Origin of the sequence: Streptomyces coeruleorubidus, assembly GCF_028885415.1 — a bacterium.
GTDB lineage: Bacteria > Actinomycetota > Actinomycetes > Streptomycetales > Streptomycetaceae > Streptomyces > Streptomyces coeruleorubidus_A.
On record NZ_CP118527.1, the window covers coordinates 5,685,679 to 5,699,710 of the forward strand.

Below are 14,032 nucleotides of genomic sequence, written 5' to 3' on the forward strand. Positions count from 1 at the left end.
GACCCCCGCACGTCTTCGTTCCGTATCCAATGAGCCGGAGCCCAGGCTCCAGAAGGAGTCGTACCGATGAAGACGCCACTCCAGCGCGGCAGACGCGCACCCGCGTGGGGGCTGCTGGCGGCGACCGTCGCCTCGGTGTCCGTGGGCTGCACGTCGGAGTCGTCGTCGGACGACGGCGACGGCGCGCGGCCCGCGGCGTCCTGCGCGTACGTCGTCGAGTACGACGGCCGCAGGTACCTGGGCAGGGACGAGACCGACGTCCCCGTGGGGAAGTCGCTCGGCCATGCCACCCGCCCGGCGTGCGACGACACTCCGGGCGACGGCGACGGCGACGACGGGGAGGGCCCGGCCCTGATGACCGCGTTCGCCGTGCGGGGGGTGGATCCCGGCGTCGCCATCGCGGTGGCGGAGGACACCGACCACTACCGTCTCGTCGTCGCCGACACCGTCGAGGAACTCCCGCCCGAGCTGAAGAAGCTGACCGACCGTTCCTGACGCCCGACCGGGCCTCAGCCTCGCTTCTCCAACACCGCGTAGTCGGCGAAGCTGCGGCGGTAGCGCAGGTGCCGGGTCTGCTGGGTGTGCCTGCGCTGCCACTCCTCGACCTCGCCGGGCGCCTGACACGGCCCGGAGGTCGCCCCGCAGTCCGCGTCGTCGCCGGAGACGCAGTACGCCTGGTACTCGGGCAGGGCCGAGGCGTCCTGCACGATCGAGTAGGGGACGTACCGGAAGATCCGGCGCCCTGCCGGTTCCCCGCCGTGCACCTCTCGCTGGTGCTGGCGGAGCAGGACGTTCGCGTCGGTCACGGCGCTCGCGTCGAACGCGGCACGCGCCTTGTCGCGCCGGGCGGCGAGTTCCTCGCATGCCGCACACCCGGGTACTGGTGCGGGAGGCCGGGTGGGGTCGGCCGACAACCCTTCCCTGGAACGGTCGTTGGCCGCGCGTACGCCCGCCCTGAGCCGCTCCTCCAGCGTTGCGACCCGGATCCGCGCCGGGTCGGCCTGCCACTCCCGACCGCCGCCGACCGGGCGCAGCATCACGTACGGGCCGGTCTTGTCCTGATACTCGCCGACCTTGCGCGTTTCAGGGTCGTAGACGAGCGTTCCCGGTTCCATTCCCTGCACCTCCGTAACTCTGGGTGTATCGAGCGTTGCGCAGGGGAATGGGCCGGTTCAATGCTTGGCGTGTGACACCGGTGCACTGTCACGGAGGGGGAGGCCGTGAGTCGACGGAACGGCGGGGCGGAGTCGGGGGCGAGCACGGCCGCCGTGTTCGGGGAGGTGCTGCGGCATTTCCGCGAGGCGGCGCTGCTCACGCAGGAGGGTTTGGCGAGGCAGATCCCGTGCGACCGCTCGCACGTGGCGCGGGTGGAGGCGGGAACGAGGGTCCCGCAGGAGAGTTTCGCGAAGAAGTGCGACGAACTTCTTGATACGGGTGGGGTGTTGCTGCGGTTGTGGGGGCGGATCGACTGGTATCCGCAGGTGGAGCATCCCGATTGGTTCCGGCGGCGGGCTGAGATGGATGAGGTGGCCGTCACCTTGCGGGAGTACCAGGAGCGTGTCATCCCGGGCTTGTTGCAGACGGCGGACTACGCCCGTGCGTTGTCCTCGCGTTATGTGAGCGGGGTGGAGCTGGAGGAGCGCGTCCGAGCCAGGATGAGCCGACAGCAGCGCTTCCTCACCGATGGCGGTCCGCTGTACATCGTCGTGCTCGACGAGAGCTGCCTGCGCAACGTGGTCAGTGGTCCGGCTGTCATGCGGGACCAGTGCGCGCACTTGCTGAGCGTCGCGCAGCGCCCCAACATCCGTATCCAGGTCGCGCCCGCAGGCCCCCTCGAAATCGTCCGCCCCAGTGGCTCCATGTCGCTGATCACGCTGCCCGAAGGGCGCCAGTGGCTCTACTCGGAGTCCCTCAACCGTGGCCACTTCACCAACGATCCGACCGTCTACGAGCGCTATAACCAGTTCTATGATGTGCTCAGGGCGGACGCCCTGTCAGCTCCCCAGTCCGCCGCTCTGATCCACGAGGCGATGGAGAGGTACGAGCACTATGGACCGGAACGAGCTCGGCACGTTGACCTGGGTCAAGAGCAGCTACAGCGACGGCAACGGCGGCAACTGCATCGAAATAGCCCCCGATACCCCCGGCGTCGTCCCCATCCGCGACAGCAAAACCCCTGACAGCCCGATCCTGCTCGTCACCCGATCCGCCTGGTCCGCTTTCCTCGCCGGCGTCTGCTGAGGGCGCTGAACTACTGCCCGCTCAGCATCTGCAGGATCCGGTTGGCCGCCTCCGCCACCGGCTGGCTCACGGCCCCGACGGCCGCGGCGATCGCGGCGACAGCCATCAGCGCACGGTGCCGTTCCTCGGGAGGCGCGGCGTCAGCCGACAGCACCGGCAGGGACTCGTCGATGAGCTGCGCGCTGGGCTGCGGAAGCTGGTCGCGCAACTCGCGTACTCCCTGGAGCAGTTCGGCGATGGCCAGCCGCAGGGTGGGATCCATGGCGTCGCCGGTCGCGCCGTTCTTCACGATGCCCGTGTTGCCGCTGCCGCCGTGCATGGTGACGTTGTCGCCGTAGTAGTAGTTGTTGCCGCTCATGCCGCGATCCCCACGTTGCCGTTGCCGCCGTACATGTTCACGTTGTCGCCGAAGTAGTAGTTGGTGGGCGAGCTGATGGTGAGACGCTCGACCGTCACATGGAACTCGGTGTCTGGGTTCTCCAGCGCGCCGGCGACGTAGCCCACGAGCTGGTCCAGATGCTGGGGGTTCCGGCTGGTCACCATCGCGGTGGAGGGGCCGGCCGTCTCGATGGCGAGGACGTAGTGCGACTGGGCGGTGACGACGGAGAGCATGTCCACGAGGAAGTAGATCAGCGCCGCGCCGGAGCCGAGCCACACGAAGGTGAGGAGCCCGTTGCCCGTGGACCTGCTCGCGAGGAACGTCACGCTGCCGATGATCGACAGGCCGATGGCCACGGCAAGGGTGATCCCGGTGCGTGCCAGGAAGCGGATGACCGCCTCCTTGCGCCTCGGGTGGAGGGTGAAGGTGTACACCCGCGCGATGTTCCGCAGCGGGTAGGCCGCGCCGCCGACCCATAACAGCCGCTTGCTGACGCGCAGTTCGATGTTGGTCATGGCCTGGGGCGGAGTGGCGGGCGGGGGCGGGACGTCCCACTGCCCAGGAGGCTGCTGGGTCTCCATGAAGTCCTTCTGAGGGCCGACGAGTTCCAAGTGACAGCCGTAACTGTCTGAACACTATTGACGACCATGCGTTGCCCGAGAGCAAGTCGTTTGCGAAGTGCAGAGAGCGCCGGTAGAAGCGGCTGAGCTGCACGACCCCAGGCGCCGATGCCGTAGGCGGCGACGATTGCCGCGCCGGCGTCGCTCAGGGCTCGTCCCGTTTGGGGTCGTCGTCCCGCTTCTCCTCGTCGAGGGACTTCAGGAAGTCGGGGTTGTCGTCGGGCGCCACCCACTGCCGGGGACGCGGACTGCCTCCCGCCACACCACTCCGCTTCTTGCCGGCGATGAGCCAGGAGATCGAGCCGACGAGCGGGAACAGCAGCACGAGGATCGCCCACAGCGGCTTGGGCATGTGACGGATGTCGTCGTCCTTCGTGCTGATGCAGTCGATGAACGCGTACACGCTCAGCGCCAGCGGCACGAGGAGCATCAGTACCCGGAGCATGCGCGGCCTCTCAGCGAAAGCGGGTGGGCGGTTCAGGGCCAGGGTAGCCGCTCGGGGATACTGGACCGCATGGCTTACGACGATCTTCGCTCCCTGCTCAGGGCTCTGGAGCGCGAGGGCGACCTCAAGCGCATCAAGGCCGAGGTGGACCCGTATCTGGAGGTCGGAGAGATCGTCGACCGGGTGCAGAAGGCCGGCGGTCCCGCGCTGCTCTTCGAGAACGTGCGCGGGTCGAGCATGCCGCTCGCGATGAACGTGTTCGGCACGGACCGGCGCCTGCTGAAGGCGCTGGGCCTGAAGTCGTACGGCGAGATCTCGGAGCGGATCGGCGGGTTGCTGAAGCCCGAGCTGCCGCACGGGTTCGTCGGCGTGCGCGAGGCCTTCGGGAAGCTCGGCGCGATGACGCACGTGCCGCCGAAGAAGGTGAAGGACGGCCCGGTGCAGGAGGTCGTCCTGACCGGGGACGACGTGGACCTGGAGCAGCTGCCCGCCCTGTTCACGTGGCCGAAGGACGGCGGATCCTTCTTCAACCTGGGGCTCACGCACACCAAGGACCCGGAGACGGGCATCCGCAACCTCGGGCTGTACCGCCTCCAGCGCCACGACAAGCGCACGATCGGCATGCACTGGCAGATCCACAAGGACAGCCGCAACCACTACCAGGTGGCGGCCAGGCGCGGGGAGCGGTTGCCCGTCGCGATCGCCTTCGGGTGTCCGCCCGCCGTGACGTACGCCTCCACGGCCCCGCTGCCCGGGGACATCGACGAGTACCTGTTCGCCGGGTTCCTCGCGGGCAAGCGGATCGAGATGGTCGACTGCAAGACCGTGCCGCTCCAGGTGCCGGCGCAGGCGGAGGTCGTGATCGAGGGCTGGCTGGAGCCGGGCGAGATGCTGCCCGAGGGTCCCTTCGGCGACCACACCGGTTTCTACACGCCGCAGGAGCCCTTCCCCGCCCTGAAGATCGACTGCGTGACGATGCGGAAGCGACCGCTGCTTCAGTCGATCGTCGTGGGCAGGCCCCCGACGGAGGACGGGCCGCTCGGCCGGGCGACGGAACGCTTCTTCCTGCCCCTGCTGAAGATCATCGTGCCGGACATCGTGGACTACCACCTGCCGGAGGCGGGCGGTTTCCACAACTGCGCGATCGTCTCGATCGACAAGAAGTACCCGAAGCACGCGCAGAAGGTCATGCACGCCATCTGGGGCGCGCACATGATGTCGCTGACCAAGCTGATCGTGGTCGTCGACTCCGACTGCGACGTCCACGACCTGCACGAGGTCGCCTGGCGGGCGCTCGGCAACACGGACTACGCCCGCGACCTGAGCATCGTCGAGGGGCCGGTCGACCACCTCGACCACGCCTCGTACCAGCAGTTCTGGGGCGGCAAGGCCGGTATCGACGCGACGAAGAAGTGGCCCGAGGAGGGCTACACGCGCGACGGCGGCTGGCCCGACATGGTGGAGTCCGATCCGGAGACCGCGGCGAAGGTGGACCGCCGCTGGAAGGAGTACGGCCTGTGACTTCCGCTTCCGCGGCGATCCCCCAGCCGGGACGCACGAAGGCCTTCCTCCGGCTGGTGATGATCGAGCACTCGGTCTTCGCGCTGCCCTTCGCCTACATCGCCACGCTGACGGCCATGTTCCAGTGGGACAAGAACATCCACTGGGGCCGGCTGCTGCTGGTCACCGTCTGCATGGTCGGCCTGCGCACCTTCGCGATGGCGGTCAACCGGATCATCGACCGCGAGATCGACGCGCGGAACCCGCGCACGGCGCACCGCGAACTGGTGACCGGCGCGATGTCGGTCCGGCACGCGTGGACGGGCGCGCTGATCGCCCTCGTCGTCTTCCTCGGCGCGGCGGCCCTGCTCAACCCGCTGTGCCTGGCGCTGGCGCCCATCGCGGTGATCCCGATGGTGGTCTACCCGTACGGCAAGCGGTTCACGAACTTCCCGCAGGCCATCCTCGGCCTCGCGCAGGCGATGGGCCCGGTCGGCGGCTGGCTGGCCGTCACGGGTTCCTGGTCCTGGGACGCGGTGATCCTCGGTCTCGCCGTCGGTATCTGGATCGGCGGCTTCGACCTGATCTACGCCTGCCAGGACGTCGAGACCGACCGCGAGATCGGCGTCATGTCCGTCCCGGCCCGCTTCGGCATCCCGGCGGCCATCTGGGGCGCGCGGGTCTGCCACACCCTCACGACGGCCCTGTTCGTCTGGTACGCCCTGGCCACCGACGCCGGCGCCTTCTTCTGGCTGGGCCTCCTGATCGTTGCCGCCGCGTTCCTCTACGAGCACACCATCGTCCGCCCCCACGACCTGTCCCGAGTGAACAGGGCGTTCTTCAGCGTCAACGGCTTCATCGGGATTGCCCTGTTCGTGTGTGCGCTGCTGGATCTCTTGGTTCGGGGCCTGACCGTGTAGCTACGGTGCGGCCTACCATCGAGGGCAGGACCCCAGGGAGGCCACCGTGACCGTCTCGGGCATCGACCGCCTGCACTCGCAGCTCAGCAAGCTGGAGGACATGTTCCCCGGCTTCCTGACGGAGATTGTCGAGGGCAGCATCGTGATGAACCCGGTCAGGCCGTTCCACGGGAAGACCATCCAACGGCTGTGGTCCATCGTCGAAGGCCAGTTGCCGGAGGGATGGGCCCTCGTGAGCGATGTCGCGTTCCCCTTCGACGACGCCAATGAATTCTGCCCCGACCTCGCCGTCATTCCGGCCGAGGCCGAGGCCGAGAACCGCAGCGCGTACCCCGCCGACCTGATCGAGCTCGTCGCCGAGGTGGTGTCCCCGGAAAGTGTCCGCCGTGACTACGAGATGAAGCCCCGGTGGTACGCCTCGCGGGGCATCGCCAACTACCTCGTGCTCGATCCGCTCAAGGGCCACGTCGTGACCATGTGGAACCCAGGCCCCGACGGCTACCGAGGCCGCGACACCATCGCGTACGGCCCCGAACTGACCGTCGACTCCCCGCTCGGCAAGCTGTCGATTCCCACCGCCCGGCTCCCGGTGGACCCGAAGGCACGCCACTAGGCCCTGTCGTCAAATTCCCGCCTGCCCCGCGACGCCATGCACGCACTCTCGCCGCACCGGGCACAGACCCACGTACAACCAGTACGAGGGCCTGCGCCCGGCACGGCGAGAGCACGCACCTGACGCCGCGGGGCCCGCCCTTCGGGCGGACGACGGAATTTGACGACAGGGCCTAGTGCGCGAGCGCTCGGCTCGCTGCCCGGCGGCGGAACACGAACGCAGCCGCCACGCCCGCCAGCAGGCCCAGCAGGTGACCCTGCCAGCTGACGCCCGTCTGGGTGGGGGCCAGGCCCGCCAGGATCGAGCCGCCCCAGATCGCGGCGATCAGTATGCCGACCAGGACGCCCCAGGGGCGGCGCTCGACGAAACCGCTGACCAGCAGGAAGCCGAAGAGGCCGAAGATCAGGCCGGAGGCGCCCGCGGTGTTGGTGTGTGGCGGGGCTATGAGCCATACGCCCAGGCCGTCGACGATCACGATCAGCGCGCAGACCAGCAGGAAACGGCGCAGGCCCGCCAGCGCGGCGAGGAAGCCGAGGACCAGCAACGGCACCGTGTTCGCGGCCAGATGGGCGAAGCCGAAGTGGATGAACGCCGAGGGGACGACGTCGACCAGCTCGGACGGGGTGCGCGGGGTGACGCCCAGGCCGTCCAGCGCGTGGCCGCTCACCACGTCCACCACTTCCAGCAGCCACAGCAGCGCGATCCAGGCCAGCATCAGCTTGCCCGCGGCCATCGCACGGCCGCCGCGTGACCACCCGGCTCCCACACCCGACATGGCGACCCCCAGCGCTCGCTCGTCCCCTCCGGGGAACGCCCGGCCCCCCTTGGCCGGTTCCCACCCTGCGACGCCGGATAGGCTCGGTGTTGTGAACCCAGTCAAGCCAGGCGAGACACCGCGTACGCCTTGGATCGTAGGGGTGTCCGGCGCCTCCGGCACCCCGTATGCCGCTGCCGTGCTGCGGGCCCTCCTCGCCGCCGGCGAGAGCGTCGACCTCGTGGTGTCCCGGGCCTCCCGCCTCACCCTGCTCGACGAGACCGGGATCTCCTTCCGGGACGCCCACTGGCAGGACGACCTGCGGGAATGGCTGTCCAGGGGCGCCGACGGCAAGCCCGGCACGTTCTCCGTGGACATCGACGCCGTACGGCACTGGAGCGCCGGCGACCTGGCCGCCGGGCCCTCCTCGGGGTCGTACCCCACCAAGGGCATGCTGATCGTGCCCGCCTCGACCGCGAGCGTGGCCGGGGTCGCGCTCGGGCTGTCGAAGGACCTGTTGCAGCGGGCGGCGAGCGTGACCCTGAAGGAGGGACGCAAGCTGATCGTGGCCGTACGCGAGACCCCGCTGAACGGCCAGACCCTGCGGCACCTGGTCACCCTCGACGACGCGGGCGCGACCGTCGTGCCCGCCTCACCCGCCTTCTACGCGGGCGCGACGCACATCCAGGACCTGGTGGACTTCGTCGCCGGACGCGTACTCGACGCGGCGGGCGTGCCGCACCGGCTCTACCGCCGTTGGCAAGGTGAGCTCGGCGGCGGATCACACCGCGCCGACTGAGCCACACCCCCTGCACGGCATCTGTACGTCATCACAACCACAGACTTTTCAGACAACTTCAGCGGAAGGCTTCGATCGCAATGGACGCGGTGGACAGGCAGCTCATCCAGGCCCTGAGGGAGAACGGCCGGGCCTCCTACGCGGAGCTGGGACGCCTCGTCGGACTGTCGGGACCCAGCGTCACCGACCGCATCAACCGGCTGGAGGCGGCCGGTGTCATCACCGGCTACCGGGCCACCGTCGACGCCGCCTCGCTCGGCCTCGGTGTCACCGCCCTGATCGGCATCTCGCTCTCCGACGCCACCGACCACGAGGACGTGGCGCAGCGGCTGCGGGACCTCTCGGAGATCGAGGACTGCTGGTTCATCGCGGGCGACGACTCGTACATGCTCAAGGTGCGGGCGGAGAACGTGGACGGCCTGGAGAAGATCATCCGGCGGCTCAGCGGCACGAAGGGCGTCTCGCGGACGCGTACGACCATCGTGCTCTCGACGAAGTGGGAGAACCGGGTCGGGGAGTTGCCCGAAGAAGCGTAGTCGTACGGTTGGGACGTCGTCGTAGAAAGGTGTGGGCATGGATCTCGGGCTCAAGCGCGAGCTGGAGGAGAAGGTCAGGGCGGGTGTACGCCTGACCCGTGAGGACGGCATCGCGCTGTACGAGTCGGACGACCTGGCCTGGCTCGGCGGCCTGGCACACGAGGTGCGCACGCGCAAGAACGGCGACGTCGTGCACTTCAACGTCAACCGTCACCTCAACATGACCAACGTGTGCACGGCCTCCTGCGCGTACTGCTCCTTCCAGCGCAAGCCGGGGGAGAAGGACGCGTACACGATGCGCATCGAGGAGGCCGTCAAGCTCGCGAAGGCGATGGAGGGCGAGAACCTCACCGAGCTGCACATCGTCAACGGGCTGCACCCGAACCTGCCGTGGCGCTACTACCCGCGCTCGCTGCGGGAGTTGAAGGCCGCGCTGCCGAACGTCTCGCTGAAGGCCTTCACGGCGACCGAGATCCACCACTTCGAGACCATCTCCGGGATGAGCGCGTCCGAGATCCTGGACGAGCTGATCGACGCGGGGCTGGAGTCGCTGACCGGCGGCGGTGCGGAGATCTTCGACTGGGAGGTCCGGCAGCACATCGTGGACCACCGCACCCACTGGGAGGACTGGTCCCGTATCCACCGGCTCGCGCACGAGAAGGGTCTGAAGACCCCGTGCACCATGCTGTACGGCCACATCGAGGAGCCGCGGCACCGGGTGGACCATGTGCTGCGGCTGCGTGAGCTCCAGGACGAGACCGGGGGTTTCCAGGTCTTCATTCCGCTGCGGTACCAGCACGACTTCGTCGACGTGCAGGACGGCAAGGTGCGCAATCGCCTTCAGGCGCGGACGCAGATGGCGACGGGGGCGGAGGCGCTGAAGACCTTTGCCGTGTCGCGGCTGCTGTTCGACAACGTGCCGCACGTCAAGGTCTTCTGGGTCATGCACGGTGTTCAGACCGCGCAGCTTGCGCTTCAGCACGGCGCCGATGACATGGACGGTTCGGTCGTCGAGTACAAGATCACGCATGACGCGGACAACTTCGGGACGCCGAACAAGCTGACCCGTGAGGACCTGCTGGATCTCATCCGCGATGCCGGGTTCCGGCCGGTGGAGCGGAACACGCGGTACGAGATCATCCGGGAGTACGAGGGGCCGGACCCGGAGCGTCGCGAGTCGCCGCAGCCTATGCGCGTGTGATTTCGGGTGCGGGTACGCGGGGGCTGGTCGCGCAGTTCCCCGCGCCCCTTGGGTGGGTACCCGGCTGGCATGGTTGCCATCAAGGCGCCTGAGGACGCCTATACCGCTGAACCCTTCGTTCCCGAGCGCGGTGGGTTGACCGCTCTGCGGCGGGCCGCTGCCGAGTGCCGGGGGTGCCCGCTGCACCGGGACGCCACCCAGACCGTGTTCGGGGCCGGAAACAAGGACGCTCGCGTCATGCTCGTCGGGGAGCAGCCCGGGGATCAGGAGGACCGGCAGGGGAAGCCGTTCGTCGGGCCCGCCGGGCGGCTCCTGGACCGGGCGCTGGAGGAGGCGGGGATAGACCCCTCCGAGGCCTACGTCACCAACGCGGTCAAGCACTTCAAGTTCACCCAGGCCGAGCCGCGCAAGCGCCGGATCCACAAGGCGCCCACCCTGCGGGAGATGACCGCGTGCGGGCCCTGGCTGGCCGCGGAACTCGCGGTCGTGGAGCCGGAGCTGATCGTCGTCCTGGGGGCCACCGCCGGGAAGGCGCTGCTCGGGTCCTCGTTCCGGGTCACGCAGGTGCGCGGCACGGTACTGGAGGAGGAGATCCACGGCCGGCCGGAGCGGCTGGTGCCGACGGTGCACCCGTCGTCGGTGCTGCGGGCGGACGACCGGGAGGCGGCGTACCGGGGGCTGCTGTCGGATCTGAAAGTGGCGGCACAGGCACTGGGGTAATAGCTACAATCGCTCCATGCCCCTTACCTTCACCTTCGATCCTGCCGTCACGCCCGACCTGCGCGACGGCATCCTCGACCTGTGGGCCGACGTCTCCAACGCCGGCGGGGCCGTCGGCTTCGTGCCACCGGTGACGCGGGAGGACGTCCGACCCTCGCTGGTGCAGCACTTCGCGTCGATGGCGGAGGGCCGGGTCAGGCTGCTCGTCGGGCACGACGAGGAGGGGCGCGTCGCGGCGACCGCGTTCCTCACCCTCAACACGCACCGTCTGATGACGCACTGGCTGTGGCTCTACACGGTGATGGTGCACCCGCGTCATCAGGGCAAGGGCTACGGGCGTGACCTGCTGGCCGCCGCGGCGGACGCGGCCCGCGGACTCGACGGGATCGAGGCGATCCGCCTCACCTGCCGGGGCGGTCTCGGCCTGGAGCGCTTCTACGAGTCCTGTGGCTACAAGGAGGTCGGCCGCATCCCCGGCGCGATCCGGGTGGCGCCCGGCGACGACCGGGACGACGTCATCATGTTGCTGCCGCTGAACTGAGCCCCGCGGTCCCGTACCCCCCTGCAAGATCGGCCGTCCGGCGTGCTTCACTGGACGGTGCCCCTTTGGGTGCGTTCTGGCCGTTCGAACCGGAAGAGTGTATTGAGATGCTCCGCTACACGCTGATGCGCCTCGGGATCTTCGCAGGCTGCCTCGTGGTCGTCTGGGGCCTCGTCTACTCCGGCCTCGCTCCGCGCGGCCTCGGCGCCAGCAACGGCCTGTGGATCGTCATGCTCGCCCTGCTGCTCTCCGCGCCGATCAGCTTCGTCGTGCTGCGCAAGGAGCGGGACCGGGCGTCCGTGCAGATCGTGCAGCGGGTCGACCGGATGAAGGCCAACCTGGAGGCCAACCGCAGCCAGGAGGACGTCGCCGACGACACGTCCCGGGCGCAGGGGCAGACCTCGTAAGGTCCCCGCATCGGCGTACAGCGCCCCGTTTCCGTAATTGCTCGGAAACGGGGCGCTTTGTCTTGTGTGGGTGGAGTCGTATTTCAGCCTGTCAAAGCCAGGCTTTGGGGTCCTCAAAGCTCAGGTGTTAAGGTCGATGCCATGAAGTCAGCAGTCGCGCCCTCCAAGCCCCTGAGCGTTCTGCTCGTGGCGCGCCTGCACGTGGATCTCTGTCGGTGCGCGTCCGCTATCTGCCGTCCCTGACGTAACGCAACCCCCCGTCGTCTCCCACGTCAGTCCCTACGCGTCCCCCCAACGGAGCCAGTCCGTGTCCTCACACACGAAGTCCTTCAAGGTGCCCTTCTGGGCCCAGATCATCGCCGGTCTCGTCCTGGGTGTGCTGCTCGGCTGGCTCGCCCGCAGCCAGGACCTGTCCTGGCTGGTCACGACCCTGGAGAAGGTCGGCGACACCTTCATCGGCCTGCTGAAGCTCGCCGTCGCCCCGCTCGTCTTCTTCGCGATCCTGGTCTCGATCACCAACCTTCGGAAGGTCAACAACGCGGCCCGCCTGGCCTCGCGCACCCTCCTGTGGTTCATGGCCACGTCGTTGATCGCGGTGAGCATCGGCCTGGTCATCGGCCTGGTCACCAACCCGGGCGCCGGCACCGGTCTCACCCCCCAGGACGGTGCGAAGCCCAAGGACACCGGTTCCTGGATCGACTTCCTGACCGGCATCGTGCCGACCGACGTCATCACGCCGTTCACCGAGCTGAACGTGCTGCAGATCGTCTTCATGGCCGCCGTCGCCGGTATCGCCGCCCTCCAGCTCGGGGAGAGGGCCCAGCCGATCCTCACCCTCAGCGAGTCCGTGCTCGAACTGCTGCAGAAGGCGCTGTGGTGGGTCATCCGGCTCGCCCCGCTCGGCACCGTCGGCCTCATCGGCAACGCCATCGCCACCTACGGCTGGGACCTGATCGGCAAGTACGCGACGTTCACCGCCGACATCTACGTCGGCTGCCTGATCGTGCTGTTCGGCGTCTACCCGACGCTGCTCGCGACCGTCGCCAAGGTCAACCCGGTCCAGTTCTTCAAGGGTGCCTGGCCCGCGATCCAGCTGGCCTTCGTCTCCCGCTCGTCCGTGGGCACGATGCCGCTGACCCAGAAGGTCACCGAGCGGCTCGGCGTGCCGAAGGAGTACGCCTCCTTCGCGGTGCCGTTCGGCGCGACGACCAAGATGGACGGCTGCGCCGCGGTCTACCCGGCCATCGCCGCGATCTTCGTCGCCCAGATCTTCGACATCCAGCTGGGTGTCGGCGACTACCTGCTGATCGCGTTCGTCTCGGTGGTCGGCTCCGCCGCCACCGCCGGTCTCACCGGCGCGACGGTCATGCTGACCCTCACCCTCTCCACCCTCGGCCTGCCGATGGAGGGCGTGGGCCTGCTCCTCGCGATCGACCCGATCCTCGACATGATCCGCACCGCGACCAACGTCGCCGGTCAGGCTCTCATCCCGGTCCTGGTCTCCGCCCGGGAGAACCTGCTCGACCGCAACGCCTACGCCACGGCCGACGGCTCCTCCCTGGACGGGCCGCGCGACGCACAGCCCGAACAGGTCCCCGCAGCGGCCTGAGCGCCGACGCCCTTCCCTGGCCGGTCCTCCTCGGTTTCCCGACCGAGGGCCGGCCGGGGGGACCGTACGCTAAGCGGTATGGGTGCCGTGAAGACCAAGCGGATGCCGCGTGCGGTCCGTGAGCAGCAGATGCTGGACGCCGCCGTGCAGATCTTCGGACAGCGCGGCTACAGGGCCGCGTCCATGGACGAGATAGCCGAACTCGCGGGCGTGTCCAAGCCGTTGGTCTACCTGTACCTGAACTCCAAGGAAGACCTCTTCACCGCCTGCATCCGCCGCGAGGCCAAGGCACTCGTCGAGGCGGTGCGGGCCGGTGTCCGGCCCGATCTGCCCGCCGACCGGCAACTCTGGGAAGGGCTCGGGGTGTTCTTCGCGCACACCGCGCGCAACCCGGACGCCTGGGCGGTCCTGCACCTCCAGGCCCGTACGCACGGCGAGCCCTTCGCCGCCGAAGTCGCCGCGATGCGCGAGGAGATCGTCGCGTTCGTGACACAACTGATCCTCGCCGCAGCACGCGAGGCGCACCGCGACCCCGACCTGCCCGAACGCGAGGTCGCGGGCCTCGCCGAGGCCCTGGTCGGCGCCGCCGAGTCGCTCGCCGCCTGGGCCAACGCCACCTCGGGCGTGACGGCCCGCCAGGCCGCCGCCACGATGATGAACTTCGCCTGGGCGGGCCTGGGCGACCTCATGGCGGGGCGGCCGTGGTCACCGCCGGGGGAGCAGGCGGGCCCTCAGGTGGGATAGACG

Annotated in this window: 20 protein-coding genes; 15 read left to right on the top strand and 5 right to left on the bottom strand. The window is 68.9% G+C overall.

The window, feature by feature from the left end; translation table 11 throughout:
* The first annotated feature begins 66 nt into the window (after positions 1–66).
* Entirely contained in the window at positions 67–495 is a 429-nt protein-coding gene (locus tag PV963_RS26495) for a DUF6281 family protein (RefSeq protein WP_274818222.1), read from the top strand.
* A 14-nt stretch (positions 496–509) separates the two neighbouring features.
* On the opposite strand, the gene PV963_RS43685 is transcribed toward PV963_RS26495, so the two are convergent.
* The gene (locus tag PV963_RS43685) at positions 510–1,115 is read right to left on the bottom strand and encodes a hypothetical protein (protein WP_342456401.1); all 606 of its coding nucleotides are present in this window, start codon (positions 1,113–1,115) and stop codon (positions 510–512) included.
* Positions 1,116–1,268: 153 nt separating this feature from the next.
* Here PV963_RS43685 and PV963_RS26505 point away from each other — a divergent pair, with 153 nt between their 5' ends.
* Both PV963_RS26505 and PV963_RS26510 read left to right on the top strand, forming a co-directional pair.
* Positions 1,269–2,180 (top strand): helix-turn-helix domain-containing protein, encoded by a 912-nt coding sequence (locus tag PV963_RS26505; protein WP_274818223.1) that lies wholly within the window; start codon positions 1,269–1,271, stop codon positions 2,178–2,180.
* Complete coding sequence (locus tag PV963_RS26510) at positions 2,128–2,241, top strand: DUF397 domain-containing protein (protein WP_274822126.1); 114 nt, start codon at positions 2,128–2,130, stop codon at positions 2,239–2,241. Before PV963_RS26505 ends, PV963_RS26510 begins: the two co-directional genes overlap by 53 nt.
* A gap of 10 nt (positions 2,242–2,251) precedes the next feature.
* On the opposite strand, the gene PV963_RS26515 is transcribed toward PV963_RS26510, so the two are convergent.
* From PV963_RS26515 to PV963_RS26525, 3 genes are all read right to left on the bottom strand, one after another.
* Positions 2,252–2,599, bottom strand: a complete 348-nt coding sequence (locus tag PV963_RS26515) for a hypothetical protein (protein ID WP_274818224.1) — start codon at positions 2,597–2,599, stop codon at positions 2,252–2,254.
* Complete coding sequence (locus PV963_RS26520; protein WP_274818225.1) at positions 2,596–3,201, bottom strand: DUF6232 family protein; 606 nt, start codon at positions 3,199–3,201, stop codon at positions 2,596–2,598. The genes PV963_RS26515 and PV963_RS26520 overlap by 4 nt, the downstream gene beginning before the upstream one ends.
* Positions 3,202–3,385: 184 nt before the next feature.
* Positions 3,386–3,685 carry a PLD nuclease N-terminal domain-containing protein gene (locus tag PV963_RS26525; protein ID WP_274818226.1) on the bottom strand — a complete coding sequence of 100 codons (300 nt, stop codon included), beginning with the start codon at positions 3,683–3,685 and terminating at the stop codon, positions 3,386–3,388.
* 69 nt (positions 3,686–3,754) lie between these two features.
* Here PV963_RS26525 and PV963_RS26530 point away from each other — a divergent pair, with 69 nt between their 5' ends.
* From PV963_RS26530 to PV963_RS26540, 3 genes are read left to right on the top strand one after another with little or no spacing between them, the layout of a single operon-like run.
* On the top strand, positions 3,755–5,206 hold the full coding sequence (locus PV963_RS26530) for a menaquinone biosynthesis decarboxylase (RefSeq protein ID WP_274818227.1): 1,452 nt from the start codon (positions 3,755–3,757) through the stop codon (positions 5,204–5,206).
* Positions 5,203–6,105 carry a menaquinone biosynthesis prenyltransferase MqnP gene (gene mqnP, locus PV963_RS26535; protein ID WP_274818228.1) on the top strand — a complete coding sequence of 301 codons (903 nt, stop codon included), beginning with the start codon at positions 5,203–5,205 and terminating at the stop codon, positions 6,103–6,105. Before PV963_RS26530 ends, mqnP begins: the two co-directional genes overlap by 4 nt.
* A 46-nt stretch (positions 6,106–6,151) precedes the next feature.
* A complete protein-coding gene (locus tag PV963_RS26540; protein WP_274818229.1) occupies positions 6,152–6,718 on the top strand; it encodes a Uma2 family endonuclease in 567 nt (188 codons plus the stop codon).
* 172 nt (positions 6,719–6,890) lie between these two features.
* Here PV963_RS26540 and PV963_RS26545 read toward each other — a convergent pair whose 3' ends face one another.
* Positions 6,891–7,493 (bottom strand): rhomboid family intramembrane serine protease, encoded by a 603-nt coding sequence (locus PV963_RS26545; protein ID WP_274818230.1) that lies wholly within the window; start codon positions 7,491–7,493, stop codon positions 6,891–6,893.
* Between the two features lie 91 nt (positions 7,494–7,584).
* Between PV963_RS26545 and PV963_RS26550 the strand changes: the two genes are divergently transcribed.
* The 9 genes from PV963_RS26550 (at position 7,585) to PV963_RS26585 (ending at position 14,029) form a co-directional block, all read left to right on the top strand.
* Positions 7,585–8,271: a UbiX family flavin prenyltransferase gene (locus PV963_RS26550; protein WP_274818231.1), complete on the top strand. Its 687-nt coding sequence runs from the start codon at positions 7,585–7,587 to the stop codon at positions 8,269–8,271.
* 80 nt (positions 8,272–8,351) lie between these two features.
* Positions 8,352–8,807, top strand: coding sequence for an Lrp/AsnC family transcriptional regulator (locus PV963_RS26555; RefSeq protein ID WP_059424549.1), 456 nt, complete (start codon positions 8,352–8,354; stop codon positions 8,805–8,807).
* Between the two features lie 37 nt (positions 8,808–8,844).
* Entirely contained in the window at positions 8,845–10,008 is a 1,164-nt protein-coding gene (gene mqnE / locus PV963_RS26560; protein WP_274818232.1) for an aminofutalosine synthase MqnE, read from the top strand.
* 69 nt (positions 10,009–10,077) lie between these two features.
* Entirely contained in the window at positions 10,078–10,728 is a 651-nt protein-coding gene (locus tag PV963_RS26565; RefSeq protein ID WP_274818233.1) for a UdgX family uracil-DNA binding protein, read from the top strand.
* Between the two features lie 16 nt (positions 10,729–10,744).
* Positions 10,745–11,269: a GNAT family N-acetyltransferase gene (locus PV963_RS26570; RefSeq protein WP_274818234.1), complete on the top strand. Its 525-nt coding sequence runs from the start codon at positions 10,745–10,747 to the stop codon at positions 11,267–11,269.
* A gap of 107 nt (positions 11,270–11,376) precedes the next feature.
* Entirely contained in the window at positions 11,377–11,676 is a 300-nt protein-coding gene (locus tag PV963_RS26575; RefSeq protein ID WP_274818235.1) for a DUF4229 domain-containing protein, read from the top strand.
* A 141-nt stretch (positions 11,677–11,817) separates the two neighbouring features.
* Complete coding sequence (locus PV963_RS43690) at positions 11,818–11,919, top strand: putative leader peptide (protein ID WP_342456402.1); 102 nt, start codon at positions 11,818–11,820, stop codon at positions 11,917–11,919.
* A 64-nt stretch (positions 11,920–11,983) separates the two neighbouring features.
* Entirely contained in the window at positions 11,984–13,285 is a 1,302-nt protein-coding gene (locus tag PV963_RS26580; protein ID WP_274818236.1) for a dicarboxylate/amino acid:cation symporter, read from the top strand.
* A 78-nt stretch (positions 13,286–13,363) separates the two neighbouring features.
* On the top strand, positions 13,364–14,029 hold the full coding sequence (locus tag PV963_RS26585) for a TetR/AcrR family transcriptional regulator (RefSeq protein ID WP_274818237.1): 666 nt from the start codon (positions 13,364–13,366) through the stop codon (positions 14,027–14,029).
* Positions 14,030–14,032: the final 3 nt, after the last annotated feature.

Excerpts from the sequence above, each read along its gene's own strand:
- PV963_RS26530 (WP_274818227.1), top strand. The coding sequence starts at position 3,755 with ATGGCTTACGACGATCTTCGCTCCCTGCTCAGGGCTCTGGAGCGCGAG.
- PV963_RS26545 (WP_274818230.1), bottom strand. The coding sequence starts at position 7,493 with ATGTCGGGTGTGGGAGCCGGGTGGTCACGCGGCGGCCGTGCGATGGCC.
- PV963_RS26525 (WP_274818226.1), bottom strand. The coding sequence starts at position 3,685 with ATGCTCCGGGTACTGATGCTCCTCGTGCCGCTGGCGCTGAGCGTGTAC.
- PV963_RS26515 (WP_274818224.1), bottom strand. The coding sequence starts at position 2,599 with ATGAGCGGCAACAACTACTACTACGGCGACAACGTCACCATGCACGGC.
- PV963_RS26565 (WP_274818233.1), top strand. The coding sequence starts at position 10,078 with ATGGTTGCCATCAAGGCGCCTGAGGACGCCTATACCGCTGAACCCTTC.
- PV963_RS43690 (WP_342456402.1), top strand. The coding sequence starts at position 11,818 with ATGAAGTCAGCAGTCGCGCCCTCCAAGCCCCTGAGCGTTCTGCTCGTG.
- PV963_RS26570 (WP_274818234.1), top strand. The coding sequence starts at position 10,745 with ATGCCCCTTACCTTCACCTTCGATCCTGCCGTCACGCCCGACCTGCGC.
- PV963_RS26585 (WP_274818237.1), top strand. The coding sequence starts at position 13,364 with ATGGGTGCCGTGAAGACCAAGCGGATGCCGCGTGCGGTCCGTGAGCAG.
- mqnE (WP_274818232.1), top strand. The coding sequence starts at position 8,845 with ATGGATCTCGGGCTCAAGCGCGAGCTGGAGGAGAAGGTCAGGGCGGGT.
- PV963_RS26520 (WP_274818225.1), bottom strand. The coding sequence starts at position 3,201 with ATGGAGACCCAGCAGCCTCCTGGGCAGTGGGACGTCCCGCCCCCGCCC.
- PV963_RS26575 (WP_274818235.1), top strand. The coding sequence starts at position 11,377 with ATGCTCCGCTACACGCTGATGCGCCTCGGGATCTTCGCAGGCTGCCTC.
- PV963_RS43685 (WP_342456401.1), bottom strand. The coding sequence starts at position 1,115 with ATGGAACCGGGAACGCTCGTCTACGACCCTGAAACGCGCAAGGTCGGC.
- PV963_RS26495 (WP_274818222.1), top strand. The coding sequence starts at position 67 with ATGAAGACGCCACTCCAGCGCGGCAGACGCGCACCCGCGTGGGGGCTG.
- PV963_RS26555 (WP_059424549.1), top strand. The coding sequence starts at position 8,352 with ATGGACGCGGTGGACAGGCAGCTCATCCAGGCCCTGAGGGAGAACGGC.